Genomic DNA, 23,459 nt, shown 5'->3' with positions numbered 1-23,459 from the left:
ACGTATGCCGGAGATGCGCTTCGTGATCGAGTGGCCGAGCGGCGAGCAGCAGGTCTGTTATTCTCCGTCGCTCGTCGTGAAAGAGCACCTCGACGTCGGGGAGAGCTACTTCATCGACGATTTCGTGTCGCGTTGCCGGAAGGCGCTCGAGATCGCGAGCGAGCGGGTCCTCAAGAAGTACGGGTTCCCCTGCAGCCTGGCGCGGGCGGAGGCGGCGCGCATCGCGAGCGCGGCCGCGCGATTCCACGGCCAGAGCGGGGCCAAGGTCCGGGTCCTCAAGTTCGTCGAGTGACGGAAGGAGCACGGTATGGTGTCGAAGTCGAAGATGGAGCGCCTCCTCAGCGAGCGCCAGTTCCTCGTGTCCGCCGAGCTGACGCCCCCGCGGCACTACGACCTGGAGAAGCTCTTGAAGCACGCCCGAAACATGGCCGGGTGTGTCGACGTGGTGCAGATCAACGATCACCTGCTCTCCCAGGCGCGCTGCGCCAACATGGCAGTCGGCCATTTCGTCAAGCAGGAGGGGCTCGAGCCGGTGCTCCAGTTCTCGCTCCGCCACAAGAACAGGATCGCCCTCCAGGGCGACCTGCTCGGGATGGCGGCGCTCGGGCTCTCGAACATCATCATCCTGGGCGGCTATCCGTGCGCCATCGGCTCGGATCCCGAGGCCAAGGAGGTGAGCGACGTCGACAGCTACGCGGCGATCGAGCTGACCCGCCGGATGACGCGCGAGGGGAAGCTCTACAATGGAGACGTCATCTCGCCGGCGCCCTACTTCCACGTCGGGACCATCGATTTCCCGTGCGGGGAGCAGGCGATCGCCGGGGCGATGGACCGGCTCAGCGCGAAGATCGACGCGGGCGCGAGCTTCATCCAGGTGCAGGCGGTGTTCGAGCTCGCGCCGATGCGCCGCTGGATGGCCGCGGTGGTCGAGCGCGGGCTCCACGAGCGCGCCCACTTCATCGCGGCGATCTTCCCGTTCGCCGGCGTGGACCGGCTGAGCTTCTTGCAGAAGGTGCCGGGCCTCGTGGTGCCGGAGCACCTGATCGAGCGCGTCCGCCAGAGCGGCGACGCCGAGGGCGAGAGCTACCGGATCACGCTGGAGCTCATCCGCGGGCTGCGCGACATCCCCGGGCTCTCGGGCATCCACATGCGCTCCATCGGCGCGGAGGACTGGGTGCCCCGGCTGGTCGAGGAGGCGGGGCTCCGCCGCGCGGCGTGAGCCGGCGGGCGGCGTGAGCCCCTCCGGCCGGGGGCTCACCCCCTGTGCGCGATCCAGAGCAGCGCGAGGCCGTTCATCCGGCGCTCGCGGCGATCGATCTCGAAGCCCGTGCCGCTCAGATCGGCGGTGAGCCGGTCCTCGGTGTGGCGGTAGGTGACCTCCGCCGCGTCGGCCCACGCGAGCATCGCGTGGGCCGTCGGCGGGTTGTACCGGTGGCCGCGCAGGTAGCCGGCCATGGCGACGCGGTTCATCCCGGGCGCGGGCTCCAGGAGCGCGAGGCGGCCGCCCGGGCGGAGCACGCGCGCCGCCTCGGCGAGCACCGGGCCCGGCTCGGGCACGTGCAGGAGCAGGTTCGACGCGGTCACCACGTCGAACGAGGCGTCGGGGAACGGGAGCCGCGTCGCGAGCGCCTCCCGGAAGGTCACGTTGTCCAGGCCGAGCGCCTTCGCCCGCTGCGCGGCGCGCTCGACCATCGCCGCGGTCGCGTCGATCCCGACCGCCTCGTGGCACCGGCGCCCCATCTCGCGCGTCAGCCGGCCGGTGCCGCAGCCGAGGTCGAGGCACCGCTCCTCCACGCCAGGATCGGCCAGCGTGACGAGCTCGTCGATGAGCGTCGCGTACGGCCCCTCCGCCTGCATGCGATCGAAGAAGTCGACGAGCTCGTGGAACGGGGTCGCCTGCTCCTTCGCCGCGTACCGGTCGCGCCACCGCCAGACGTCGTCGAGCGCCTGGTACGTGCCGCGGTAGTACAGGAGCGGCGCGCCCGCCTCGCCCCGGCCGGACGAGAGCGCGCGGCCGACATAGATGATGTGATCGCCGCCGTCGTACGCGTGCTCCACCTTGCAGTCGATGAAGGCGAGCACGTCCTTGAGGATCGGGCTGCCGGACTCGGCCACGTGCGCCTCGGTGAGCACCGCCTGCCGATCGATGTCCGTGCCCTTGCCGGCGAACAGATCCGAGATGTCCCGCTGCTGCTCCCGCAGGATGTTCACCGCGAAGACGCCCGACGCCTCGATGGCCGCGCTCGTGCGCGAGCGCCGGTCCGCGCAGAACAGCACGAGCGGCGGATCGAGCGAGACGGCGCTGAACGAGTTCACCGTCATCGCCTGCGGCGTGCCGTCCTGCACCGTGGTCACGAGCGTGATTCCGGTCGCGAACTGGCCCAGCACCTTCCGGAACTCCGCGGGATCGAAGAGCATAGGCCATAGTACGCGCTCGGCGCGCACCCGGGATCCAGGATCTGCGCCGCGCGCGCGCTCTCGTCCATCGCCACGCGGCCACCACCCGCCGCGCGCGCGGCCATCGCCGCCCGCACGCGGCTCACCCGGCGTCGCGCCGCGCGAGGTCCGGCGCGAACGCCGGTATGCAGAGGGCGAAGTACTCGCTCTCCTCGTCGAACGGGTTGCTGTAGCGGACGCGCTGATCGGGCTCCGTCCAGATGGCCTGCCCGGCGGAGAGGTCGACCGTCTCGCCCGCGATCTCGACGCGCATGCGGCCGCGGATCATCAGCGTCAGCTCGCCGAACGCGGGCGTCTGCGCCGGCTCGCTCCACCCGGGCGGCGCCACCATGTGCGCCAGGCTGAAGCCGTCCGTGCCGGTGTTCACGCGGCCGAAGAGCTCCTCGATCAGCTTGCCGCCAGGCACCGGGATGCGCGCGGCGGACGTGACGAGACGGTAAGGGCGCGCCATCGAAGACCTCCAGATCAGAACGCGCGCGTCCGATCGTCGGACACGCGGTAGAGCTGCATGAGCAGGTGGCGGCCGCCGTACGGCTGCAAGTAGCGGAGCGCAGCGGCCTTGCTCGCCACGAAGCGGTGGTAGCGCCGCGCCGGCACCACCACGAGATCGCCCGCGCCGACCCAGATCCGCAACCAGTCGTCGTTCATGCAGCGGACGTCGTACAGGGCCTGCCCCTCGAGGAAGAGCCGCACCTCGTCGCCGAGGTGGCAGTGCTCGTCGGCCTCCCGCGCGCTCTCCGCCTCATCGCGAGGATTGCTCGTGTCGCGTCGAACCTCGTCGTGCTCCGTCCACCCGCGCTCCGCGTTCACGCGCTGCAAGGCCAGCGCAGCTGCGCCCGGGTCGAACGTGCCGCACCGGATCCCTTCCGCCTGGAGCTCCGCCTCGGTGAACTCGATCTCGCCTTCAGCGCTCATTCGGATCGCACGCATGCGCACCCTCCGGGACTGGGCTCTTCGACCTCTGCGCGCGCGCGACGTCAAGACGCTAACCGCGTCCAAGCAGCCACATCAGACCCGCGATGCTGAGAGCCAGCACACCCAGCGCGAGCAACGCAATGAGCGCCTCGGTGAATCCCCACCCGCCACCCTGCGCAACGCGCGGCGCCGCCGCGGCAGGCCGCGCGAGCGGCGATAACGTGCTCGCGGAGGCAGGCGAAGGCGTCGGCGTGGAAGTCGGCGAGGAGGACGGCGCGGAGGACGCCGCGGACGGCTCCTCGGCCGAAGGAGGCTCGACGGCCGCGTCCGCAGGGAGCGGCTCGCACGGGCTGCGCTCGATCTCCGCGAGCGCCTCGGCGGCCGGATGCTCGAACACAAGCCGATCGGCCGAGATCGCCAGCACCTGTCCAGGCCGCCAGATCGTATCGAACTGAGGCACCGGAGCGCCGTCGAGCGAGGCGCCGGAGCGCGACCCGAGATCCTGAACTGAGAATTGGTCGCCTCTGCGCGTAATGGCCACATGGCGACGGGAGACGTCCGGGTCGTCGAGCGTGAGATCGGCGTCCTGGGCGCGCCCGACGAAGTAGGGTCGCCCGGGCGCCTCCACGTGCAGCGCGCGGCCGCGGTCCGGGCCGTCCACGACGACGACGCGCGGCGTGGGATCCTCGCCCTGGGCGGCGAGGCCGCGGGCGACGAGCTCGAGGGCGAGCTCCTTGGCGGCCGCGGCGGGGGAGGCCTTCGGGACCGCCGGCTCGATCCGGAGCGCGAGCCACACGCGCCCGATGCGGATGCGGTCGCCGGTGCGCAGCGGCATGGCCGTGCGCGGGGCGATGCGCGTCTTGCCGAGGAAGGTGCCGTTCTCGCTGCCCTCGTCGAGGAGCAGGTAGGTGGCGCCGCGCTGCCGGATCGACGCGTGCCGGGGGCTCACGCTCGTGTCGGGGAGGCGGACCTCGCAGCCCTCGGCGCGGCCGAGGATGATGCGGGGCGCGTCCAGGGTCAGCGAGAGCTCGCCCTCCCTCCCCGCCCCGCCGGGCGAATTCCCCGCCCCGCCGGGCGAGAGCACCACGATCGTTAGCGCCATCGACGCTGCCTCTGCGCGGAAGGGCCGCGGGGGGTCAAATCGCCGCCGTGCGACGCATCCGCTCGGTGGCGCTGACGAGCTGCCGCACCGCCTGATCCTGCTGCCGCGCCGCCTCCTCGATGCGCTTGCCGGCCTCGATGAGCTGCTCGCCGCCGCGCGTCTGGCTGCGGTGCGAGGCGTTGAGGCTGTGGACCTGGTTCGAGATCTGCTCGATCGCGCTCGTGATCTGGCGGCCGCCGCGCGCCTGCTCCTGGCTCGACCGCTCGACGTGCTGCGTGATGGTCCGCATCTTCTCCGCGCTCTTCATGATGAGCTCCGAGCCGCGCGCCTGCTCCGCCGTGGCGGCGGCGATCTGCTGCACCGTCTCGGCGATGCGGCCGATCGCGTCCGTGACCTGCTTCGACCCCTTGGCCTGCTCGACCGTGGCTCGGGCGATGGCGCGCACCATGTTCGTCGACTTCTGCGAGCTCTCCAGGATCTTCTTCAGGGCCCGCTCGGCCTCGTTCGACACCTCGACGCCGCGGTCGACGTTGTGCGCGCCGCGCTCGACGGCGGCGATCGCGTTCTTCGACTCGGACTGGATCGTCTTGATGAGCTCCGCGATCTCCTTCGTGCTGCCGCCGGCGCGCTCGGCGAGGTCCTTGATCTCGTCGGCGACGACGGCGAAGCCCTTGCCGTGCTCGCCGGCCTGGGCGGCGATGATCGCGGCGTTCAGCGCGAGCAGGTTCGTCTGCTCGGCGACGTCGTCGATGACGGCCAGGATCTGCCCGATCGCCTCGATCCGGAAGCCGAGGTTCGAGATGACGGCCACGGCCTCCTGGCTCGACTCCTTGATGCGGTAGATCTCGCCGATCGTCTTCAGGATGGCCTCGGCGCCCTTCTCGGCGTCGGTCGCCACCTCCTCCGAGAGCCGGGCCGTCTCGTTCGCGTTCGACTGGACCTGATCGATGGAGACGTCCATCTGGTTCATCGAGGAGCTCGTCTCCTCGGCCGTCAGCGCCAGGGCGTCGACGTTCTTCGCGACCTCGCGGATCGAGTAGGCCATCTCCTCGATCGACGAGACCGTCTCGCGCACGCTCGACCCGAGCTCGCCGACGTTCTCGGCGACCTCCTCGTTCGTGGCGGTCATCTCGAGGATGCTCGAGCTCGACTCCTCGGCGCTCGACGCGAGCGACTCGACCGACTGGGCGATGTTGGCGAGGGCGGTCGTCATGTCGCGGATGTACACGGTCGCCTGCTCGCTCGCGTGCATGACGCTGCTCACGCCGTCGCTCAGCTTGGGCAGGAGCTCGTCGAGCAGCACGGTGGCCTGGGCCAGCTCCGACCGGCGCTGCTTGTCGCGCAGCTCGGACTGGGTGACCCGCTCCGCGATGCCGGTGAGCTCCGAGTAGAGGCGCGAGAGCTCCGGCGGCGCGCCCGGCGGGACGCGCACCCGCTCGCCGGCGGTGGCGCGCAGCACGGCGTCGACGAGCGCGTCGACGTCGATGTCGGGGCCGCGCTGCGCGAGGTCGTTCACCTTGCGGGTGAGGTTCGCGCACTCCCGCTCGAGGGTGTCGCGCTCCTTCGTGAGCCCGTCGCGCTCCTTCAGGAGCCCGTCGCGCTCGCGGCTCAAGCTGTCCCGCTCCCGCTCCAGGGCGTCGCGCTGCCGCTCGACCCCGTCGCGCTCGCGGCTCAGGCCGTCCCGCTCCCGCGCGAGCTTGTCGCGCTCCTCGGCGAGCGCGTGGCGCTCCTCCGCGAGCTCGGCCTGCCGGCCGGCCAGCTCGGCGATCTGCTCGTAGGTCTCCGCGATGTCGGCGGGGGCGCCCTCGGGCAGCTTGGGCCGCTTGCCCCGCGCGGCCGCGCGGAGCGCGTCGCGCAGGCCCCCGAGGGGGACGCCGCCCTTGCCCGCGAGGCTCGCGTACACCACCGCCACCGCCGCGGAGAAGCCGAAGAACATGAACAGCTGGCCCGAGAACTCCGCCAGCGACCTCGACGCGAAACTCAACCCGAGGCCGACGAGCGCGAGGACTACGGCGATGGGGATGGAGAGCTGCTTGGAGTTCATTTCGTGCGTTCCAGCGCGGTCGAGCGGCGGCGCGCGCGTGGGCCAGCGCGCACCCGACGACCCGAGGACGCCCGAGCGTAAGAGGCGAGTGCCCCCCGGTGCAAGGAGAGCGCGCGGCAGAAGCGCGGTGAGGGGCCGCGGGCAGGCGAGCCGCGGACGAGCGCTGCCTCTGGGCAGGGGCGCAGGGGCGCAGGGGCGGCCGCGCGGCCAGGGCCGGCGTGTGGGGAAGTCGCGATGAATTTGGACGACCTCGACCCGATGGCGTATGCACGGAGACGCGGCGGAGAAGGACCGCCGCGGGGGCTCGGCGCGGGCGCCGGTTCCTCCAGGCTCTACCCTGAACACCGCCGCAGACCGCGGCGGCCGCCCGGCCGTCCTGGCCGCCGGGGTGGCCACGCGGCCGGGCGGCCGTGGCCGCCCCGCCATGCCCCTCGCCGCTCGCCTCCTGCTCGCCTTCGGGCTCGTCGCGATCATCGCGACGGCGTTCGTCGGCCTGACGTTGCGCGAGGCGTCGCGCGAGATCATCGAGAGCGGCTTCGCCGATCGGATCGACGCGGCGCACGCCGGCGTCCGGCAGCAGCTCGCGTGGGAGGCCGAGGCGCTGCGCGATCTCCTGCCGCCGTTCTGCCAGCACGACACGTTCGTCGACAAGGCCCACGTCGAGCTGGAGCGGGCCAAGGGCGACCCGGACGCGATGGACCCGACGAGCCGCATCGCGCTGCGCCGCCTGGTCCCGAGCCAGGCCAAGGCGCTGCGCCTCGACGCGCTGTCGCTCGTGGCGGCCAACGGGAGCGTCCTCGCGGCCGAGGACGCCTCGCGCATCGGCGCCCGCGACCCGCGGCTCGCGGAGGCGATCAAGGCCCCGGGGGGCGCGCCGCGGCTCCGGCCGGCGAAGGCGGGCGGCGAGCCGTCGCTGGAGGTCCACTGCGCCCTGTCGCGGCACGGGGTGACGATCGGCCTCGTGGGGGCGCGGCGGATCGGCCCGGTGCTCGCGCGCATCGGCGACGCGTACCACGTGCGGCTCACGGCGGCGCCCGAGGGGGGGCCCGCGCCCCGGAGCGGCGAGGCCGAGGTGGTGCGCGTCCTCGACGTCCCGGAGATCCCGGGGCTCGACGTGGTCGCCTCGGTGTCGCGCGAGCCGCTGAGGCAGGCGCTGGCCCGGCTCGATCGCTCGATCGCGCTGACCGGCGCCACGGTGCTGGCGATCGCCCTCGGGATCGCCGTGGTGCTGGCGCGCAGCCTGTCGCGGCCGATCGCGGCGCTGGCCCGCGAGACGCGCGAGGTGATGAGCGGCGCGCCGCGGCGGGTGGAGGGGCGCGGGGGGCGGGAGATCGCGGATCTCGCGGCGGCGTTCAACGCGACCATCGACGAGCTCGCCGCGATGCGCAAGCGCCTGGCGGCGACGGAGCGGATCGCGGCGCGGCGCGAGGTCGCGCGGCAGATCGCCCACGAGATCAAGAACCCGCTGGCGCCCATCCGGGCGGCGGTGGAGACGCTGCGCCGCCTGCGGCAGCGCGAGGATCCGGCGTTCGACGACTACTTCGAGGAGGCGACGTCGACGGTGCTGAACGAGGTGCACCGGATCGCGAACATCGTGACCGAGTTCACGCGGTTCGCCCGGCTGCCGGCGCCCAACCCGGAGCCGGTCGATCTCGTGGCGATCGCGCGCGGGGTGGTGACGCTGCACGCGGCGCCGGCGGGCGAGGAGACGGGCGGGACGACGGGCGGCGCGGCGTCGCCGCGGGTCGAGCTCGTGGCCGAGCCGATCCCGAAGGTCTCGGCGGACCGGGACCAGCTGATCCAGGTGCTCACGAACCTGGTCCAGAACGGGCTGGAGGCGGCGGGCGCGGTCCGGCGCGACCCGCGCGTCTCGGTGACGATCGGCCCGCTGCCGAACGATCGCGTGCGGATCGTGGTGCGCGACAACGGGCCGGGGGTGGCCGAGGACATGGTGCCGCGCCTGTTCGAGCCGTACGCGACGAGCAAGGAGAAGGGGACGGGGCTCGGGCTCGCGATCGCGCAGCGGATCGTGTTCGAGCACGGGGGGGAGATCGGCTACCGCAAGGCCCAGAAGGGGGGCGCGGTCTTCGAGATCTGGCTGCCGGTCGGGGGGCCGCCGCTCCTGGAGAAGCCGCCGGGGGACACCACGGTGCGGCCGAGGGCGCCGGACGTGCCGTGACAGGGGCGCCGCCCGCGGGCGCGCGCCCCTGTCACGCGGCGCTCTGACTAGAGCGGCTGGCTATCGTACTCGCAGGCCGAGCTGCAGCCGTCGCCGCTCCTGTTGTTCCCGTCGTCGCACTCTTCGTAGGCGCTCTGGCGGATGCCGTCGCCGCAGTGCGGCCCGTACTTGCACCCCGGCGCGCACTTGCCGTAGCCGCCGGTGTTGTTGCCGTCGTCGCACTGCTCGGGGCCGTTGACGACGCCGTCGCCGCAGCGCGGCCCGTACTTGCACTGCGGGCCGCACTCGCCGTAGCCGCCGTCGTTCTTGCCGTCGTCGCACTGCTCGCCGAGGTGGGCCTGCACCACGGAGTCGCCGCACTGGGCGCCGAGGCGGCAGTTGTCGCTGCAGCCGGTCGCCTCGTTCGGGGGATCGCACTGCTCGCCCCACTCCTCGTCGACGTGGCTGTCGCCGCACTGGGCCGCCGGCGTGCAGTCGGGGAAGCAGCTGCCGTAGAAGCCGTCGTTCACGCCGTCATCGCAGGCCTCGGCGCCGTTGATGACCGCGTCGCCGCAGTACGGACCGTAGGTGCAGGAGGCGTTGCACCCGTTGTACGCGCCGGTGTTCATCCCCTCGCCGAGGTCGCAGTCCTCCTCGTCGGGCTGCACCACGCCGTCGCCGCACCGCGGGCCGTAGAGGCACATCGGGGCGCACTCGCCGTAGCCGCCGTCGTTGCGGCCGTCGTCGCACTCCTCGCCGTAGTTCGACTGCACCACCGCGTCGCCGCAATGCACGCCGAGCTGGCAGCCCACGCAGTTCGCGTCGGTGGGGTCGTCGCACTGCTCGCCCCACTCCTCGTCCACGCGGCCGTCGCCGCACTGCGGGGCGCGCGTGCAGTTCGGGTTGCAGGTGCCGTAGAAGCCGTCGTTCTTGCCGTCGTCGCACTGCTCGGGGCCGTTGACCACGCCGTCGCCGCACGACGGCCCGATCTCGCACGAGGTCGTGCAGCCGCCGTAGCCGTTCGCCGTGTTGCCGGAGCCGAGATCGCACGCCTCGTAGGGCGCGTTGACCAGGCCGTCGCCGCAGCGGGGCGGGGCCACGCACCCCGGCGCGCAGGCGTTCGAGGCGTTGGCGTAGGTGCTGTTGTTGACGCCGTTGTCGCAGGCCTCGGGGCCGTTCTTCACGCCGTCGCCGCAGTAGGGGCCGAGCTGGCAGTTGTTGCACTGGCCATAGCCGGTCCCGTTCGCGCGGCCGTCGTCGCACTCCTCGCCCGGCGTGACGACCGGCGGCTCGACCCCGCACTGCGGCGTGCACACCGACGTTCCGGCGCTGAAGCCCGCCAGCGTGAGCTGGTAGTTCGATCCGGTGACGTGGCGCTCGGCCTGGAACACCGCGATCTCGTAGACCTTCCCGTGCTCGAGGTTGAGGTCGACGGTGTAGGCCGCGCGGTTCGGGCAGCCGGAAGAGGTGGGGCAGGGGGTCACCTGGGCGTCGCCGTTGTCGAGGATGGTCACGCTCTCCTGGGCTTGCCCGTGGATGCCGCCGATGTCCGCGGTCAGCGTGTTCTTGATGAACACCCAGACGTCGTCGTCACCGTAGAAGGTGAGCACGGGGTTGTTGCTCGCGTTGCCGTCCGAGCGGTGCTGGAACCAGTAGCGGACCTCGCTCGTGAAGTAGAAGTTGTGCCCGTTGTCCTGCGCCCGCTCCAGCCCGGCGGCGACGAGGCTGTCGAGCGCGGGATCGGCGCCGGGCGGGTCGAGGTCCACCGGCCAGAACGGGTTCCGCTGGTACACGTACCTGCCGCTGCCGGTGGGCGTCTCGGTCAGCTGGATGGTCGTGACGAGCGTCCTGTTGAAGATCGGGTTGTCCCGGTACCACCACTGGAAGTTCTCCTGCCCCGTGGTCCAGCCGTTGCTGCTGGCCGGCTCGAAGTAGCCGTTACCGTGGGCGTTCACCGGCTTGCCCTCGGCGTCGAGCGTCGACTCGACGGTGCCGTCGGTCTGCAAGGTGGTGCCGCTGGGCGTGATCTCGAAGTCGAAGTGCCCGATGAGGCGGTCCGTCAGGCGGGCGTCGCACTGGGAATTGCTCGCGCTGGTCTCCCTCGGGCACCAGCCGATGAAGTCGCGGAGGACCATCGGCAGCCGCATCTCTGTGGGCGCCACGGTGCAGACGTAGCCCGGCTCGATCCGGCACGTGGCGGAGCAGCCGTCGCCGCTCTCGGTGTTGCCGTCGTCGCACTGCTCGGCGGCGTCGCCGGGCAGGAGGATGCCGTCGCCGCAGATCGAGAGGCACGCGCCGGCCCTGCAGTCGGGCTCGCGCTTGCAGTCCGGCGTGCAGCCGTCGCGCCAGTTGCCGTTGCCGTCGTCGCAGACCTCGGTGCCCTCGCGGACGCCGTCGCCGCACACGGAGCGGCCCCTGCAGTCCTGGGGCTCGCGATTGTCGCACACCCGGCCGGGCTCGATCCGGCACCGATCGTCGCAGCCGTCGCCGGAGACGAGATCGCCGTCGTCGCACTGCTCGGCGCCGACCTTGATCCCGTCGCCGCAGACCGTCTTGCAGGGGAACCCGACGCGCGAGCAGTCCCACCCCCTCTCGATGGTCCGGCAATCGGCGCTGCAGCCGTCGCCGCTGGCCGGCGTGTCGTCGCCGTCGTCGCACACCTCGTCGCCGCCGATCACGCCGTCGCCGCACACCGGGGGCGGGGGCGGCGTGCAGGCGCCGCCGGCCGGCGGGCACGTCCAGCCGAGCTCGATCTTGCACTGCGCGGTGCAGCCGTCGCCGCCCGCGGGCGACGCGCCGCCGCCGTCGTCGCACTGCTCGCCGACCTGCACCACCCCGTCGCCGCAGAAGGTCCTCACGGTGCAGGGCCGGCCCGGCCTGCAGACCCAGCCCTCCTCGAGGCGGCAGTCCGCGGTGCAGCCGTCGCCGCTCTCCGGCACCGCCTCGCCGTCGTCGCACTGCTCCGCGCCGTTCACGCGGCCGTCGCCGCACCGGTAGAGCAGGATGCACGGCTCGCCCGGCTCCGGGCACACGTAGTTCGGGTCCCGCACCTGGCAGTCGGCGCTGCAGCCGTCGCCGCCTTCGGCGTTGCCGTCGTCGCAGAGCTCTCCCGGCTGCACCTCGCCGTCGCCGCACTCGATCAGCCGCTCGCAGGGCGATCCGGGCGTCGGGCAGTAGTAATAAGGCTCCTGCCGGCACAGGCTCGAGCAGCCGTCGCCGCTCGTGGCGTTGCCGTCGTCGCACCCCTCGCCGGTCTCCTTGTCGCCGTTGCCGCAGACCGGCAGCGGCGTGCACGGCTGACCGGGCCGGCTGCACTGATATCCCGGCTCGCGCTTGCACTCGGCGTCGCAGCCGTCGCCGGACGCGGGCGGGTCGTCGCCGTCCTCGCACTCCTCGGAGCCGTTCACGCGGCCGTCGCCGCAGTCGTAGAGCAGGATGCACGGCTCGCCCGGCCTCGGGCACACGTACGAGGAGTCGACGTAGAGGCAATCGGCGCTGCAGCCGTCGCCGTCCGCGGTGTTGCCGTCGTCGCAGAACTCGCCGGGGTGGAGGATGCCGTCGCCGCACGCGATGGTCAGCCGGCAGGGCTGGCCGGGCGTCGTGCACTCCCAGTAGGGCTCGACCTGGCACTGCCCCGAACAGCCGTCGCCGGGCAGGGTATTGCCGTCGTCGCAGGTCTCGGCCTCCTGGTTCTTCGCCCCGTCGCCGCACGCGGGATCGGGCGGCAGGAAGCACTCGGGCGGCGGCTCATCGACGTCGCACGGATCCGGCTCGCCCGCGCCGCTGCCGCCGAGGCCAGGGCCGCTGCCGACCGTGAACTCCGGCTCGCCGCCGGCGCCGCCGGAGCCGGGCCCGCCGGTGCCGGAGCCCGCGCCGCTCCCGGAGCCCATGGCGTCGCCCGGGGACGAGACGTCCCCGCCGCAACCCGCCGTGATTTGAAGCAATCCCAACGCCAAAGCCAGATAAGAGGTTCTCACGCCCACAGCCACCTCGATAACGCACGTTGCGCTCAGCAGAGGCCAACGGCGCTAGGATGCACCATATCGTAAACGCGCCTCACACCTCTAGCGTTAAATCACACCTCGTTGTTTCGACGCTTCGCCGCTTCGACATTTCGCCGTTTCGCCGTGCCCGTGCGGCTGTGCTCGGCGCGCCTCGCTGCCCTCGGCCTTTCCTGGTCGTCGGGATCGTCGTGCGTGCGTGCGTGCGTGCGTGCGTGCGTCCTACCCGCGTAGGCCGAGAGCCGCGCGAAGGGATGACGCACCTGACGCGACGCAGGGTGCTGGCGGGGGTTGGCGGATGGCTGCTGAGGCGAGCGCGGCAGGGCTTCGCGCTTGACAGCGCCGGCGTTCCAAGCGCGCCCGCGCGCGGCGCGGCGTTCGCGCCACAGTGACGCGAGCGGCGGGGGGAGCTTGAGACAAATCGCCGCGGCGGAGTCGGCCGTGGGCCTCGGCGTTCCGGCTCGCTCCGGAGCGGAGGGACATGCATACGCCGCCACCTCGCGCGGCTGGCCACCTCAGCCGTGTTCCGCGCCGGCGGCCGAGCGCGGCGCGCGAGGGCACGGGAGATGAATACCGCGCCGGCATGCGCGCACGCTGGGTCGTTCCTCTCGCCATGATCACCGCGCTTCCGCTCGGCTGCCTGGATCGGGCGGAGCGCCGGGTCGAGCAGATCGCCGAAGCGACCCCGCCGCCGGCTCCGGGGCCGCTCGACGTGCCGCCCTCTGCCCGCGAGGCGGTCTCGCTCCAGGAGGGCTTCGCGCCGATCGTGTCGCGCGTGAGCGCCGCGGTCGTGAACGTCTCCTCGGTGCGGTTCGTGCGCCCGCCGGCGCCCGAGCGCGTCCCGTTCTTCTCGAACCCGTTCTTCCACGAGTTCTTCGGGATGGGCGGCGACGGGCGCGACGGGCGCGACGACAGGGGCGGCCAGGAGGGCCAGGCGCCGGGCCCGCTCGTGCAGCGCGAGCAGAGCCTCGGATCGGGCGTGATCGTGTCGCGCGAGGGCCACGTGATCACCAACGCGCACGTGGTCCAGGGCGCCACTCAGGTGCGCGTCGCCGTGCCGGGGCGGCAGGAGATGAAGGCGACGGTCGTCGGCGTGGACGCGAAGACCGACGTCGCGGTGCTGAAGCTCGAGGGGGGCGAGTTCGCGTTCGCGCCCTTCGGCGACTCGGACGCGGTGCGCGTGGGCGACTTCGCGCTCGCGATCGGCAACCCGTTCGGCATCGGCCAGACCGTCACCCAGGGGATCATCAGCGCCGTCGGCCGCGGCAACATGGGGATCGTCGACTACGAGGACTTCCTCCAGACCGACGCGGCCATCAACCCGGGCAACTCGGGGGGCGCGCTCATCAACATGGCGGGTGAGCTCATCGGGATCAACACGGCCATCCTGGCGCGCGGCGCGCAGGGCAACCAGGGCATCGGGTTCGCCGTGCCCTCGAAGCTCGCGCGCGCGGTGATGGACCAGATCGTGGAGCACGGCCGCGTGATCCGCGGCGCGCTCGGCGTCGCGATCCAGGACGTCTCGCCCGGGCTCGCCGAGGCGCTCGGGCTGCCCCCGGACACGCGCGGCGCGGTGGTCAGCGACGTGTCCGCGGGGAGCGCCGCCGACAAGGCCGGCCTCCGGCGCGGCGACGTGATCGTCGCGCTGCGCGGGGAGCACCTCGCCGACGGCCGCGACCTGCGGATGCGCATCGCCGAGACGAAGCCGGGCACCCGGGTCGAGCTGCGCGTGCTCCGCGACGGCCGGAGCCTGGAGCTCGCCGCGACCCTCGACGAGCTGCCGGAGCCGAAGGCGGAGGCGCCCACGCCCGCGCCGACGCCGACGGGCGCGCTGGGCATCGAGATCGCCGCGCTCTCGGACGACCTGCGGCGGCGGTTCGAGATCCCCGGCGACGTGAAGGGCGCGCTCGTCGTCGGGCTCAGCCCGGGCAGCCCGGCCGCGCGGGCGGGGCTCGGCCCGGGGGACGTCATCCTGGAGGTCAACCGGAAGCCGCTGACGGGCCCCGAGCAGCTGAAGCAGGAGGTCGACGCCACGGACAAGCGGCCGGTGCTCCTCCTGGCGTGGCGGGAAGGGCGGACGCGGTTCGTGCTCGTGGAGCGGTGAGCCCGGGCGGCGCGCCCCGCGCCGGCCCGCCGCCGGCGCCGGTCACTCGGCGATCACCATGATCTCGGTCGCCTTGATGAGCGCCTGCACCTCCTTGCCGACCGAGAGCCCGAGCTCCTTCACCGCGTCGCTCGTGATCACCGCGACGAGCTCCGTGCCGCCCGGCCCCTCCATCACCACCTTGGCCATCACGTCGCCGACCACGATCTCCGTGATCTTCCCGGGAATCTTGTTCCTGCCGCTGATCTGCATCCCCACCCTCACCCGGGGGATCGTAGTGCCGAGCGGTCCGATCGTCCCCGCGTGGGTCGCCGAGAGTCTCACAGCCACGAGGAGTAACTTAGTGTGACTAACTGATTGTTCCGCGCGGGCGCCGAGAACCCGTAGGCGCCGCGACCGTTCAGGCCGGGAGCGGCTGGCCGCCGGCCCTGCCCGGCCGGCGCCGCGCGACCTCGATCCCGGAGATGCAGACGGCCAGCCACATGCTTCCCGCGGCGAACCCCGCGAGCACGTCGCTCAGGTAGTGCACGCCGAGGTACATCCGGCTGAAGCCCATCGCCACGGTCCAGCTGAGCGCGAACGCGACGAGCGCGAGGCGAGCGCGGAGCGTCCGGAGGAACAGGAGACCGAGGTACGAGAGCATGCCGAACGTGACAAACGTGCCCATCGAGTGTCCGCTCGGGAAGCTCCACCCCGCGGCGACGGCGAGCGGCTCGTCGAACAGCGGCCGCGGCCGCGCGAACAGGGCCTTGAGGGCCTGGTTGAGGAGCCCGCCCCCGGCGAGCGCGATCAGCCAGCCGACGGCGAGGACGCGCTGCCGCCGGCTCAGCAGCAGCGCGGCCACGACGAGGGCCAGCACCGTGAGCGCCCAGCCGCTGCCGAGGTGGGTGAAGGCGCCGAGCGCCGTCACGCCGGCGCTGCTCGACGACGCGTGGAGGGCGCGCGCGAGCGCGAGATCGACCTGAACGATCCACGCGTCGCCGCTCACGGCCTGCGCGATCGCGACGAACACGAGCGCGGCCAGGGTGAGCGCGAGGCCGAGGCCGAGGTGGATGACGAGGTACTCGGACGCGGAGAGATCGCGGAGCACCCGCGCGATCGCGGGGAACCGGGCGGAGAGCCGCTGCGTGATCGGGTGCTCGGCCGCCGCGCGGTAAGCCCCCGCGGCCCGCCCCCACAGCGCGCGGGCGTGGCGCTCGGAGAGGCGCGCGACCGCGACCAGCCCGAGGAGGGCCCCCACGGTCCCGGCCAAGAGCAACGCGAGCAGCAGAACGGGCCGTGCGCCGATCGCCGAGGCGAGCTGATCCGCGCGGACATCCAGCGCTTCCATGGCCGGAGCTCTAGCACGCGGGCTGCCCGGTCCGGCGCGGCGCTGCGGCGCAGCGCGCGCGGCGGGTCGCGCGCACGGGGCGAGCGACACGCGTGTCTTGCTTCGGCCGCTCGCGCAGCATCCCCTCGACCCGTCGCAGCTCGCCGCGGGCGGCGCACGTGCTCTCGGTGCTCACCGGGGTGCGCCGCTGGCGGGCGCGCTGGGGTTCGAGGCGCGGACGTCCCCGTGCCGCTTTCGTGCTGGCGAGGCCAAGGCTGGGAAGGGTGAGGTATCCCGAACAGCGCGCCGCAGCGAACGCTCCTTGAAGGCGCGAGGCTCGCGGTCTCTTGCCGGAGGTGGAGCATGTCGATGCGCGCGAAAGGGATGGTGCTCTTGATCATCGGCCTCGTCTGCGCGGGCTGCGCGAAGAGCGAGGAAGAGATCCAGGAAGAATTCGACGCGATCGTCGCCGAGTCGAACGCCTGCAACGACGCCTCGGAATGCGTCTATGCGACGCCCGGCTGCCCACTCGGGTGCTTCGTGGCCGTGAACAGCGCCAAGAAGGCGTATGTGGAAGAGGAGGCCCGCGCGCTCATCGAGGACTACAACAGCTTTGGGCGGTACTGCGCGTACGAGTGCGTCGCGCCGGGCCCGCTCGAGTGCACTGCGGGCCGCTGTCAGGAGGGGGACGCCTCGCCCTGACGCGCGGGTCGCCGCCCCGGGCTGCCTCAACCTGCGCCCCGGGCTCCACCTGCGCCCCGGGCTCCCAGCCCGGGTCCGCGCCTCGTCAGCGGCCGGGCTGCCCAGCCTGGGCGAGGCTCGCCCTTCTAGACGACCGGTCTACTAGATGCTACGCTGCGACGTCATGAACGGGACTGCCGCCACCATCGACGTCCGCCGGCACATCCTCGACGTGGCCCAGCCGCTGCTGCTCCGTAAGGGCTTCACCGCCGTCGGCCTGGCCGAGGTGCTGACGGCGGCGCAGGTGCCGAAAGGCTCGTTCTATCACTACTTCGGTTCCAAGGAGGCCTTCGGCGAGGCGGTGCTCGAGGCGTATTTCGCCGGCTACCTCGCGCGGATGGATGCGCTCCTGGCGCAGCCGGGCACCGCCGCGCAGCGGCTGGTCGCCTACTTCCACGACTGGCTCGACTCGCAGACCGGCGAGGAGGCGCAGAGCCGTTGTCTCGTGGTCAAGCTCGGCGCGGAGGTCTCCGATCTGTCCCAGAGCATGCGCGCGGCGCTGGAGCGCGGCACCCGCGGCATCATCCAGCGCCTGGCGCGCTGCATCGAGGCGGGCAGAGCGGACCGCTCGCTGGCGGCCGCGCCGGACGCGCACGCGGTCGCGGTCGCGCTCTACCAGAGCTGGCTCGGCGCCAGTCTGCTGGCCAAGATCGCCCGCGACCGCGCGCCGCTGGACACGGCCATGGCCGGCACGCGGCAGCTCTTGGGTCTGGCGCAGACGGCCTGAGGCGGGAGAGGAGCATGCATCCCGGCCTTTCGTCGTGCCCGCCTTCTAGACGACCGGTCTACTCGAAGGTCCACGCCGCGCTCGCCTCGCCCGTGCCGGCGCGCCGAGGGCGCGCCGGAGCGAGCGAGCAGAACGTTGTTCCACCCCACGTCAACCACACCTCACCCCCGGAGTAGCCCATGTCTCGAAGCGATAGCGTCAACCGCCGTGTCCTCCTCGCCGCGCGTCCGCGCGGCCTGCCGACGCCGCAGGATTTCCGGCTCGAGGAGGTCGCCGTCCCGACGCCGGGCGAAGGACAGGTGCTGTTGCGCACCCTGTACCTCTCGCTCGATCCGTACATGCGTCAGGTGATGGACGAAACCCGACCTGTCTATGCCCCGTCGGTGCGGCTGGGCGACCCCATGGTGGGCGGCACGGTCAACCGCGTCATCGCCTCCAAGCATCCGCAGTTCCGCGACGGCGACCTGGTGCTCGGCAACGCCGGCTGGCAGGACTACGCGCTCTCGGACGGTCAGGATCTGATGCAGCTCGGCGAGTTGGCGCAGCCGTCGCTGGCGCTGGGCGTGCTCGGCATGCCCGGGTTCACCGCCTACGTCGGCCTGCTCGACATCGGCCGGCCCGCGCCGGGCGAGACCGTGGTCGTGGCCGCGGCCACCGGCGCGGTCGGCGCGGTGGTCGGGCAGATCGCCAAGCTGAAGGGCGCGCGCGTGGTCGGCATCGCCGGCGGCGCCGACAAGCGCCGCTACGCCGTCGAGGAGCTCGGCTTCGATGTGTGCCTCGACCGCCGCGATCCGCAGCTCGCCGAGCGCCTCGCTGTGGCCTGCCCGGACGGCATCGACGTCTATTTCGAGAACGTCGGTGGCGCGGTGTTCGACGCGGTGCTGCCGCGGCTCAACGTCGGCGCGCGCGTGCCGGTGGTCGGGCTGATCGCGCATTACAACGAGGAGACGCCGCCGCCCGGCCCGAACCGGCTGCCGCTGCTGATGACGGCCGTGCTGCAGAAGCGCATCCGCATGCAGGGCCTGGTCATCCTCGATCACTATGCCGACCGCTTCGAGGCCTTCCGCCGCGACATGGGCGAGTGGGTCGCCGACGGCCGGGTGAAGCTGCGCGAGGACCTCGTCGACGGGCTGGAGAACGCGCCGGAGGCGTTCATCGGCCTGCTCGAGGGGCGCAACTTCGGCAAGCTCGTGGTGCGCGTCGCGGCCGGCTGACGCGCCGCCGCCGGCGAGCGCGGCGAGGTCGGCTCTCCGCTGCGACGCTGATTCGGTCCGCCAGCTCTGCCGTGCGCGGCGCCATCCGCAGCGCGGGCGCGCTATGCTGGCGGCCTCGCGCGACCGACGTCGGCGCGCCGGGGAAGCCGGAGAGGGACGAGAGGGAGCGATGGAGAAGCTGGTCCTCGAGCCGTACGCTGCGCAGGCCGCCCGCTGGCCCGCCGCGGGGCGCCACATCCTCGCGCAGTTCGACGCCGAGACCATCGTGGTCTACCAGGCGTACCGGCCCTCGATCGCCCGCCACGCGGCGCTGCACCAGCGCCTCGGGGGCCCGGAGTTCAGCTTCGGCCGCATGAGCTGGATCAAGCCGAACTTCCTCTGGATGATGTACCGCTCGGGCTGGGGCACGAAGCCCGACCAGGAGGCGGTGCTCGCCATCCGCCTGCGGCGCGCGGGGTTCGACGCGATCCTGGCCGCCGCGGTGCCGTCGAGCTTCGTCCCCGAGCTGTACACGGACCAGGAGGCGTGGAATCGAGATCTGAAGCGCTCGGACGTGCGCCTCCAGTGGGATCCGGACCACCATCCCTCGGGCGCGCCGGTCGCGCGGAGGGCGATCCAGCTCGGCCTGCGCGGCGCGACGCTGCGGCGGTTCGCCGAGGAGTGGACGGTGGGCGTGGAGGACATCTCGGCGCTCGTGGCGGAGCAGCGAGAGGCGCTGAGGGGCCAGGGCGCCTCGAGGCTCGTGATCCCGCGGGAAGAGGTGTACTGGCCGGCGGAGGCGGAGGGGGCGAGGCGGGTCGGGCTCGAGCGGTGGGCGGGCGGAGAGGAGCGAGGTCGATGAACGGCGGGAGGACCGTCCGCGCGGCGGCAGGCCTCGGCGACGCATGAGCGACCGTCCGACCATCGTCGAAGTACCGCCGCGCTTTCGCGTGGTCACCGGTCCGTGGGACGCGGAGGCCGACGAGCGCACCATCGTCCTCGGCCCGAGCCACGCCTTCGGCGACGGCCGGCACGAGAGCACGCGGATGTGCCTTCAGGCGCTCGCGGCGTTCGCGCCGCGAGGCGGCTTCCGCCTCCTCGACGTCGGGAGCGGGACCGGCATCCTCTCGATCGCCGCCGCGAAGCTCGGCGGCGAGGCGATCGGGGTCGACATCGACGCCGCCGCGATCGCCATCTCGGCGGAGAACGCCCGGCGGAGCGCGGTGGAGGCGCGCGTGCGCTTCGCGACGACGTGGCCGGATGGGAGCTTCGACATCGTCGTGGCCAACATCCTTCGCGACGTGCTCACCGAGCTCGCCCCCCTCATCGCGGCCCGCCTGGCGCCGCTCGGCACGCTGATCCTCTCGGGCCTCGTGTCCACCGACGTCCCGGAGATCGTCGCGCGGTATGCGCCGCACCTCGCCGGACGAAGGCCGGAGATCTTCGAGCGCGGCGCGTGGCGTACGCTCGTGTGGCGCCTGGCCGACCGGCGAGGGCCCTAGCGCCTTCCCCGCTCGCCCTGGCGCCTTGGAGGCTCTTCTGCTGATCCGGGGCGACCTTCCCGGAGGGGTGCTAACGGTCGACGGCGTCCATGACGGCCTGCCACTCCGTCGAGAACGAGCCGTCGGTGCGCTTGATCTCCGACCCTGTGTCCCACAGCACGGGGACGATGCCGCGAGACTGCGCCGCCTCCACCACCGACTGCATCCACAGCCTCCGCGACGCCGGCTCGCGGGGGTAGTTCTCGCCCGGCGTGACGGCGAACTCGCCGAGGATGATCGGGATGCTCCGCTCAGCGCTGAACGCGCCGAGCTTGTCGAACAGGCCCTTCAGCTCCGCCTTTTCGGCGTCCGTGCCCCACGTCGTCTTGGGAGAGCCCCAGGACTCCACCGTGTCGAGGCCGCAGAAGGTGTAGGGCGTGTAATAGTGGATCGAGAGGAAGAGGCTACCCGTGCCGGCCGGATCGGTCGGCACCTTGAAATCGCTCACGCAGGTCCTGTCGATGTCCGTCACGAAGCCGGAGATGAGCAGGGCGCGGCTCGCGTTGTAGCCGCCCTGCTCGCGCACGGTGGTGACGAAGAGCTGGTTCATCTCGTTCAGGGCGGCGTAGTCCGGCGTCCCCCCGTCGCGAACGCCGTTGACCCAGTAGTTCCCCTCCTCGTTCATCCCCTCGAGGATCAGCTTGTGACCGACGCCGCTGAAGGCCGTGGCGATCTGGGTCCAGTAGGACGCGAACTTGGTCTTGACGTCGTCGGTGAGCTTGTACTTGTTGGCGTTCTCCTCGTTGAAGATCCAGCCCCCGTCCCAGTGGATGTTCACGATCGAGTACATGCCCGCCGCCTCGATCCAGCCCACCACCTCCTTGACCCGGGCCATCTTGGCGGCGTCGATCGTGCCGTTGACGGCGTAGGTGTCCCAGGCCACGGGCACGCGCACCGTCTTGATTCCATGGCTGGCGATGCCGTTGATGAACGCCTGCGTGATCAGCGGCTGGCCCCAGCCCGTCTCCCACGCGGTGGTGTTCTCCAGCGTGTTGCCGATGTTGGTCCCGATGCCCATGTCGGGGACCATGGCTGCGGCGTCCACCGGCGTCGCCGATCCGCCGCTCCCGCCGGAGCCCCCGGTTCCCCCCGCGCCGCCGCCGCCCGTGCCGGCGTCGCCAGCGCCCGCGCCGCCCGCGCCGCCCGTGCCGGCGCCGCCCGTGCCGGCGCCGCTCGTGCCGGCACCGCTCGTGTCCGTGCCTCCGCCGCTGCCGCCGGCGTTCCCGCTCGTGCTGCTCTCCGAGGAGCACCCCAGTGCAACGAGCATCAACAAGGGGGCAGTGAGATTGAGCCAGGACGTGGCCGCAGAGCGGCAGAGTTGCAAGCAGTTCATGAACGACATGGATACCGAAGCCCTCCGCGAAGTACAACCTCGCCCCTGGCAGCGCGGAGGTGCCGGGAGCTGGCGCTCCAGCCCCCTCCACGCGAGATCACTCCCAGTTCTTGCGCTGGGGATTCACCCAGGGCGAGGTGCACATGACGCAATCATCGCCGTAGAATAATGCTTCCCGCCGGTGTCGTTGTAGATCCAGTAACGGAGCCAGGCCACGATCGCAGGTCGCTGGACGCATGGAGTGCGCCCGGATATCGTCCCAGCCGAGCCCAACTGCTGCTCCTCCCCCTGCGTGCGCCTCGTCTGGAGCCATGGCGCGACCGTCGAGGTGAACGCGCATGAGGGCGCAGGGCCCGGTGCGCGTGAGGGCCTTTCAGGGCAAGGCGAGAGGAGCTCCGCAGCGCGGAATGTGAACGTTAACATTAGCGGCGTCAATCACAAACTGGCGCGCGGCGGTCGCCCGCGAGCGCGAGGTCCGCGCCTGGCGAACGGATCTAGTGGCGCGGCACGACGCGCCCTCGAGCCTCCCGCTCGCGTCACCGACGCCAGCCACACCGACGCGATGCGGCGCAGGTCTGCCGTACCGGCGCGGCCGCAGGGGCGGGCGGCGAAGCTCGAGGTAAGCGGTTGGCAGGCGCAGAGGCAGGCGCAGAGGCAGGGCGCCTCGATGCGCGCGTCGACGCCGCGTGGCCCAGCGCTATACTCCCGCGCATTTCAAAGGAGATTGCTCGCCATGGAGTACCGGTCGCTAGGAACCAGCGGGCTCAAGGTCCCCGTGCTCTGCCTCGGCGCCATGACCTTCGGGGAGGCGGACGAGAAGTCGTTCATGCACAAGGTCGGCTGCGATGAAAAGACGTCGTTTGCGATCATGAGCCGAGCGCTCGAGCGGGGCGTGAGCTTCATCGACACCGCCGACGTCTACGGCCAAGACGGGCTGTCCGAGCGCATCGTGGGCGCGTGGATGGCGGAGGCCAAGAGCCGCGATCGCGTGGTGCTCGCCACCAAGTTCCGCTTCCGCATGGGCGAAGGGCCGAACTCCTCCGGCGCCTCCCGCTACCGCATCGTCCGTACGGTCGAAGACAGCCTGAGGCGCCTCAAGACCGATCGCATCGATCTCTACCAGATCCACATGCAAGACATCGAGACGCCGGAGGAGGAGACCCTCCGCGCGCTCGACGATCTCGTGAGGGCGGGCAAGGTCCTCTACCTCGGCGCGAGCAACTACGCGGCGTACCGCCTCACCGACAGCCAGTGGATCGCGAAGACCGAGCACCTCCATCGGTTCGTCGCGCTGCAGATGCAATACAGCCTGCTCGTGCGCGACCTCGAGCGCGAGCATATCCCGGTGTGCAAGCGGTTCGGTATCGGCGTCCTCCCGTGGTCGCCGCTCGCCTCCGGCTTCCTGTCCGGGAAATACGTGAAGGACCAGCCGCCGCCGGAGGGCGTGCGCCTCGATAAATGGAAGCAGCGCTTCGCCGATTACGACAACGACCGCGGCTGGCGGACGCTCGACGCGGTGAACGCGATCGCGAAGGAGAAGCAGACCACGCCGTCGGCCATCGCCCTCGCCTGGCTGCTCGCCAAGCCGACGGTCACGTCCGTCATCTTCGGCGCGCGCTCGCTCGAGCAGCTCGACGACAACCTCAAGGCCGCCGACGTGAAGCTCTCGGCCGAAGAGGTGCAGAGGCTGGACGACGCGAGCGCGTTCGAGATCGGATATCCCTACAACTTCATCGGGAACATCCAGAAGCGCTGGTGAGCGCGGCGAGCGCCTCCCCCGTCGCCTGCAGGTCGGTCGCCGCGGGGCGCGCCGCAGGTTGACGTCTCGCGCCGC

The 23,459-nt window shown here is 72.1% G+C and carries 19 protein-coding genes; 10 read left to right on the top strand and 9 right to left on the bottom strand.

What is annotated here, in order from left to right:
• Positions 1 to 4 precede the first annotated feature (4 nt).
• Entirely contained in the window at positions 5 to 292 is a 288-nt protein-coding gene (locus tag WMF26_RS49695) for an MSMEG_0570 family nitrogen starvation response protein (RefSeq protein ID WP_061627665.1), read from the top strand.
• 15 nt (positions 293 to 307) lie between these two features.
• The gene (locus tag WMF26_RS49690; protein WP_437998429.1) at positions 308 to 1,219 is read left to right on the top strand and encodes a methylenetetrahydrofolate reductase; all 912 of its coding nucleotides are present in this window, start codon (positions 308 to 310) and stop codon (positions 1,217 to 1,219) included.
• Positions 1,220 to 1,254: 35 nt separating this feature from the next.
• Here the strand turns inward: WMF26_RS49690 and WMF26_RS49685 are convergent, their stop codons facing one another.
• The 5 genes from WMF26_RS49685 to WMF26_RS49665 all read right to left on the bottom strand — a co-directional run bounded on the left by WMF26_RS49685 (position 1,255) and on the right by WMF26_RS49665 (position 6,518).
• Positions 1,255 to 2,418: a flavin reductase gene (locus tag WMF26_RS49685; protein ID WP_437998428.1), complete on the bottom strand. Its 1,164-nt coding sequence runs from the start codon at positions 2,416 to 2,418 to the stop codon at positions 1,255 to 1,257.
• 121 nt (positions 2,419 to 2,539) lie between these two features.
• Complete coding sequence (locus WMF26_RS49680) at positions 2,540 to 2,908, bottom strand: cupin domain-containing protein (RefSeq protein WP_437998427.1); 369 nt, start codon at positions 2,906 to 2,908, stop codon at positions 2,540 to 2,542.
• A gap of 14 nt (positions 2,909 to 2,922) precedes the next feature.
• A complete protein-coding gene (locus WMF26_RS49675; protein WP_437998426.1) occupies positions 2,923 to 3,372 on the bottom strand; it encodes a 1,2-dihydroxy-3-keto-5-methylthiopentene dioxygenase in 450 nt (149 codons plus the stop codon).
• Between the two features lie 70 nt (positions 3,373 to 3,442).
• A complete protein-coding gene (locus WMF26_RS49670) occupies positions 3,443 to 4,474 on the bottom strand; it encodes an FHA domain-containing protein (RefSeq protein WP_437998425.1) in 1,032 nt (343 codons plus the stop codon).
• Between the two features lie 34 nt (positions 4,475 to 4,508).
• Positions 4,509 to 6,518 carry a methyl-accepting chemotaxis protein gene (locus WMF26_RS49665; protein WP_437316913.1) on the bottom strand — a complete coding sequence of 670 codons (2,010 nt, stop codon included), beginning with the start codon at positions 6,516 to 6,518 and terminating at the stop codon, positions 4,509 to 4,511.
• Positions 6,519 to 6,942: 424 nt separating this feature from the next.
• On the opposite strand from WMF26_RS49665, the gene WMF26_RS49660 reads away from it, so the two are divergent.
• Entirely contained in the window at positions 6,943 to 8,697 is a 1,755-nt protein-coding gene (locus WMF26_RS49660; RefSeq protein ID WP_437998424.1) for a sensor histidine kinase, read from the top strand.
• Positions 8,698 to 8,744: 47 nt separating this feature from the next.
• Here WMF26_RS49660 and WMF26_RS49655 read toward each other — a convergent pair whose 3' ends face one another.
• Positions 8,745 to 12,620, bottom strand: coding sequence for a DUF4215 domain-containing protein (locus WMF26_RS49655; RefSeq protein ID WP_438002499.1), 3,876 nt, complete (start codon positions 12,618 to 12,620; stop codon positions 8,745 to 8,747).
• 670 nt (positions 12,621 to 13,290) lie between these two features.
• On the opposite strand from WMF26_RS49655, the gene WMF26_RS49650 reads away from it, so the two are divergent.
• Positions 13,291 to 14,781, top strand: coding sequence for a Do family serine endopeptidase (locus WMF26_RS49650; RefSeq protein ID WP_437998423.1), 1,491 nt, complete (start codon positions 13,291 to 13,293; stop codon positions 14,779 to 14,781).
• Positions 14,782 to 14,823: 42 nt separating this feature from the next.
• Here the strand turns inward: WMF26_RS49650 and WMF26_RS49645 are convergent, their stop codons facing one another.
• Together WMF26_RS49645 and WMF26_RS49640 are read right to left on the bottom strand one after the other, a co-directional pair.
• Positions 14,824 to 15,111 carry a TOBE domain-containing protein gene (locus WMF26_RS49645; protein WP_437998422.1) on the bottom strand — a complete coding sequence of 96 codons (288 nt, stop codon included), beginning with the start codon at positions 15,109 to 15,111 and terminating at the stop codon, positions 14,824 to 14,826.
• Between the two features lie 70 nt (positions 15,112 to 15,181).
• Complete coding sequence (locus WMF26_RS49640) at positions 15,182 to 16,111, bottom strand: phosphatase PAP2 family protein (protein ID WP_437998421.1); 930 nt, start codon at positions 16,109 to 16,111, stop codon at positions 15,182 to 15,184.
• Between the two features lie 348 nt (positions 16,112 to 16,459).
• Between WMF26_RS49640 and WMF26_RS49635 the strand changes: the two genes are divergently transcribed.
• The 5 genes from WMF26_RS49635 (at position 16,460) to WMF26_RS49615 (ending at position 20,253) form a co-directional block, all read left to right on the top strand.
• Positions 16,460 to 16,792 carry a hypothetical protein gene (locus WMF26_RS49635; protein ID WP_437998420.1) on the top strand — a complete coding sequence of 111 codons (333 nt, stop codon included), beginning with the start codon at positions 16,460 to 16,462 and terminating at the stop codon, positions 16,790 to 16,792.
• A 163-nt stretch (positions 16,793 to 16,955) separates the two neighbouring features.
• The gene (locus WMF26_RS49630; protein ID WP_437998419.1) at positions 16,956 to 17,558 is read left to right on the top strand and encodes a TetR/AcrR family transcriptional regulator; all 603 of its coding nucleotides are present in this window, start codon (positions 16,956 to 16,958) and stop codon (positions 17,556 to 17,558) included.
• 179 nt (positions 17,559 to 17,737) lie between these two features.
• A complete protein-coding gene (locus WMF26_RS49625; RefSeq protein ID WP_437998418.1) occupies positions 17,738 to 18,772 on the top strand; it encodes an NADP-dependent oxidoreductase in 1,035 nt (344 codons plus the stop codon).
• A gap of 169 nt (positions 18,773 to 18,941) precedes the next feature.
• Positions 18,942 to 19,613: a DUF4291 domain-containing protein gene (locus tag WMF26_RS49620; RefSeq protein ID WP_437998417.1), complete on the top strand. Its 672-nt coding sequence runs from the start codon at positions 18,942 to 18,944 to the stop codon at positions 19,611 to 19,613.
• Between the two features lie 43 nt (positions 19,614 to 19,656).
• Positions 19,657 to 20,253 carry a 50S ribosomal protein L11 methyltransferase gene (locus tag WMF26_RS49615; RefSeq protein ID WP_437998416.1) on the top strand — a complete coding sequence of 199 codons (597 nt, stop codon included), beginning with the start codon at positions 19,657 to 19,659 and terminating at the stop codon, positions 20,251 to 20,253.
• A gap of 70 nt (positions 20,254 to 20,323) precedes the next feature.
• Here WMF26_RS49615 and WMF26_RS49610 read toward each other — a convergent pair whose 3' ends face one another.
• Positions 20,324 to 21,559 (bottom strand): glycoside hydrolase family 5 protein, encoded by a 1,236-nt coding sequence (locus WMF26_RS49610; RefSeq protein ID WP_437998415.1) that lies wholly within the window; start codon positions 21,557 to 21,559, stop codon positions 20,324 to 20,326.
• A gap of 799 nt (positions 21,560 to 22,358) precedes the next feature.
• On the opposite strand from WMF26_RS49610, the gene WMF26_RS49605 reads away from it, so the two are divergent.
• Positions 22,359 to 23,384 carry an aldo/keto reductase gene (locus WMF26_RS49605; RefSeq protein WP_437998414.1) on the top strand — a complete coding sequence of 342 codons (1,026 nt, stop codon included), beginning with the start codon at positions 22,359 to 22,361 and terminating at the stop codon, positions 23,382 to 23,384.
• The last annotated feature ends 75 nt before the right edge of the window (positions 23,385 to 23,459 follow it).

Origin of the sequence: Sorangium sp. So ce185, assembly GCF_051526825.1 — a bacterium.
GTDB classification, from domain to species: domain Bacteria; phylum Myxococcota_A; class Polyangia; order Polyangiales; family Polyangiaceae; genus Sorangium; species Sorangium cellulosum_D.
The sequence above is the reverse complement of the archived record's forward strand: the minus strand, read 5'-3'. Positions and strand labels throughout refer to the sequence as shown.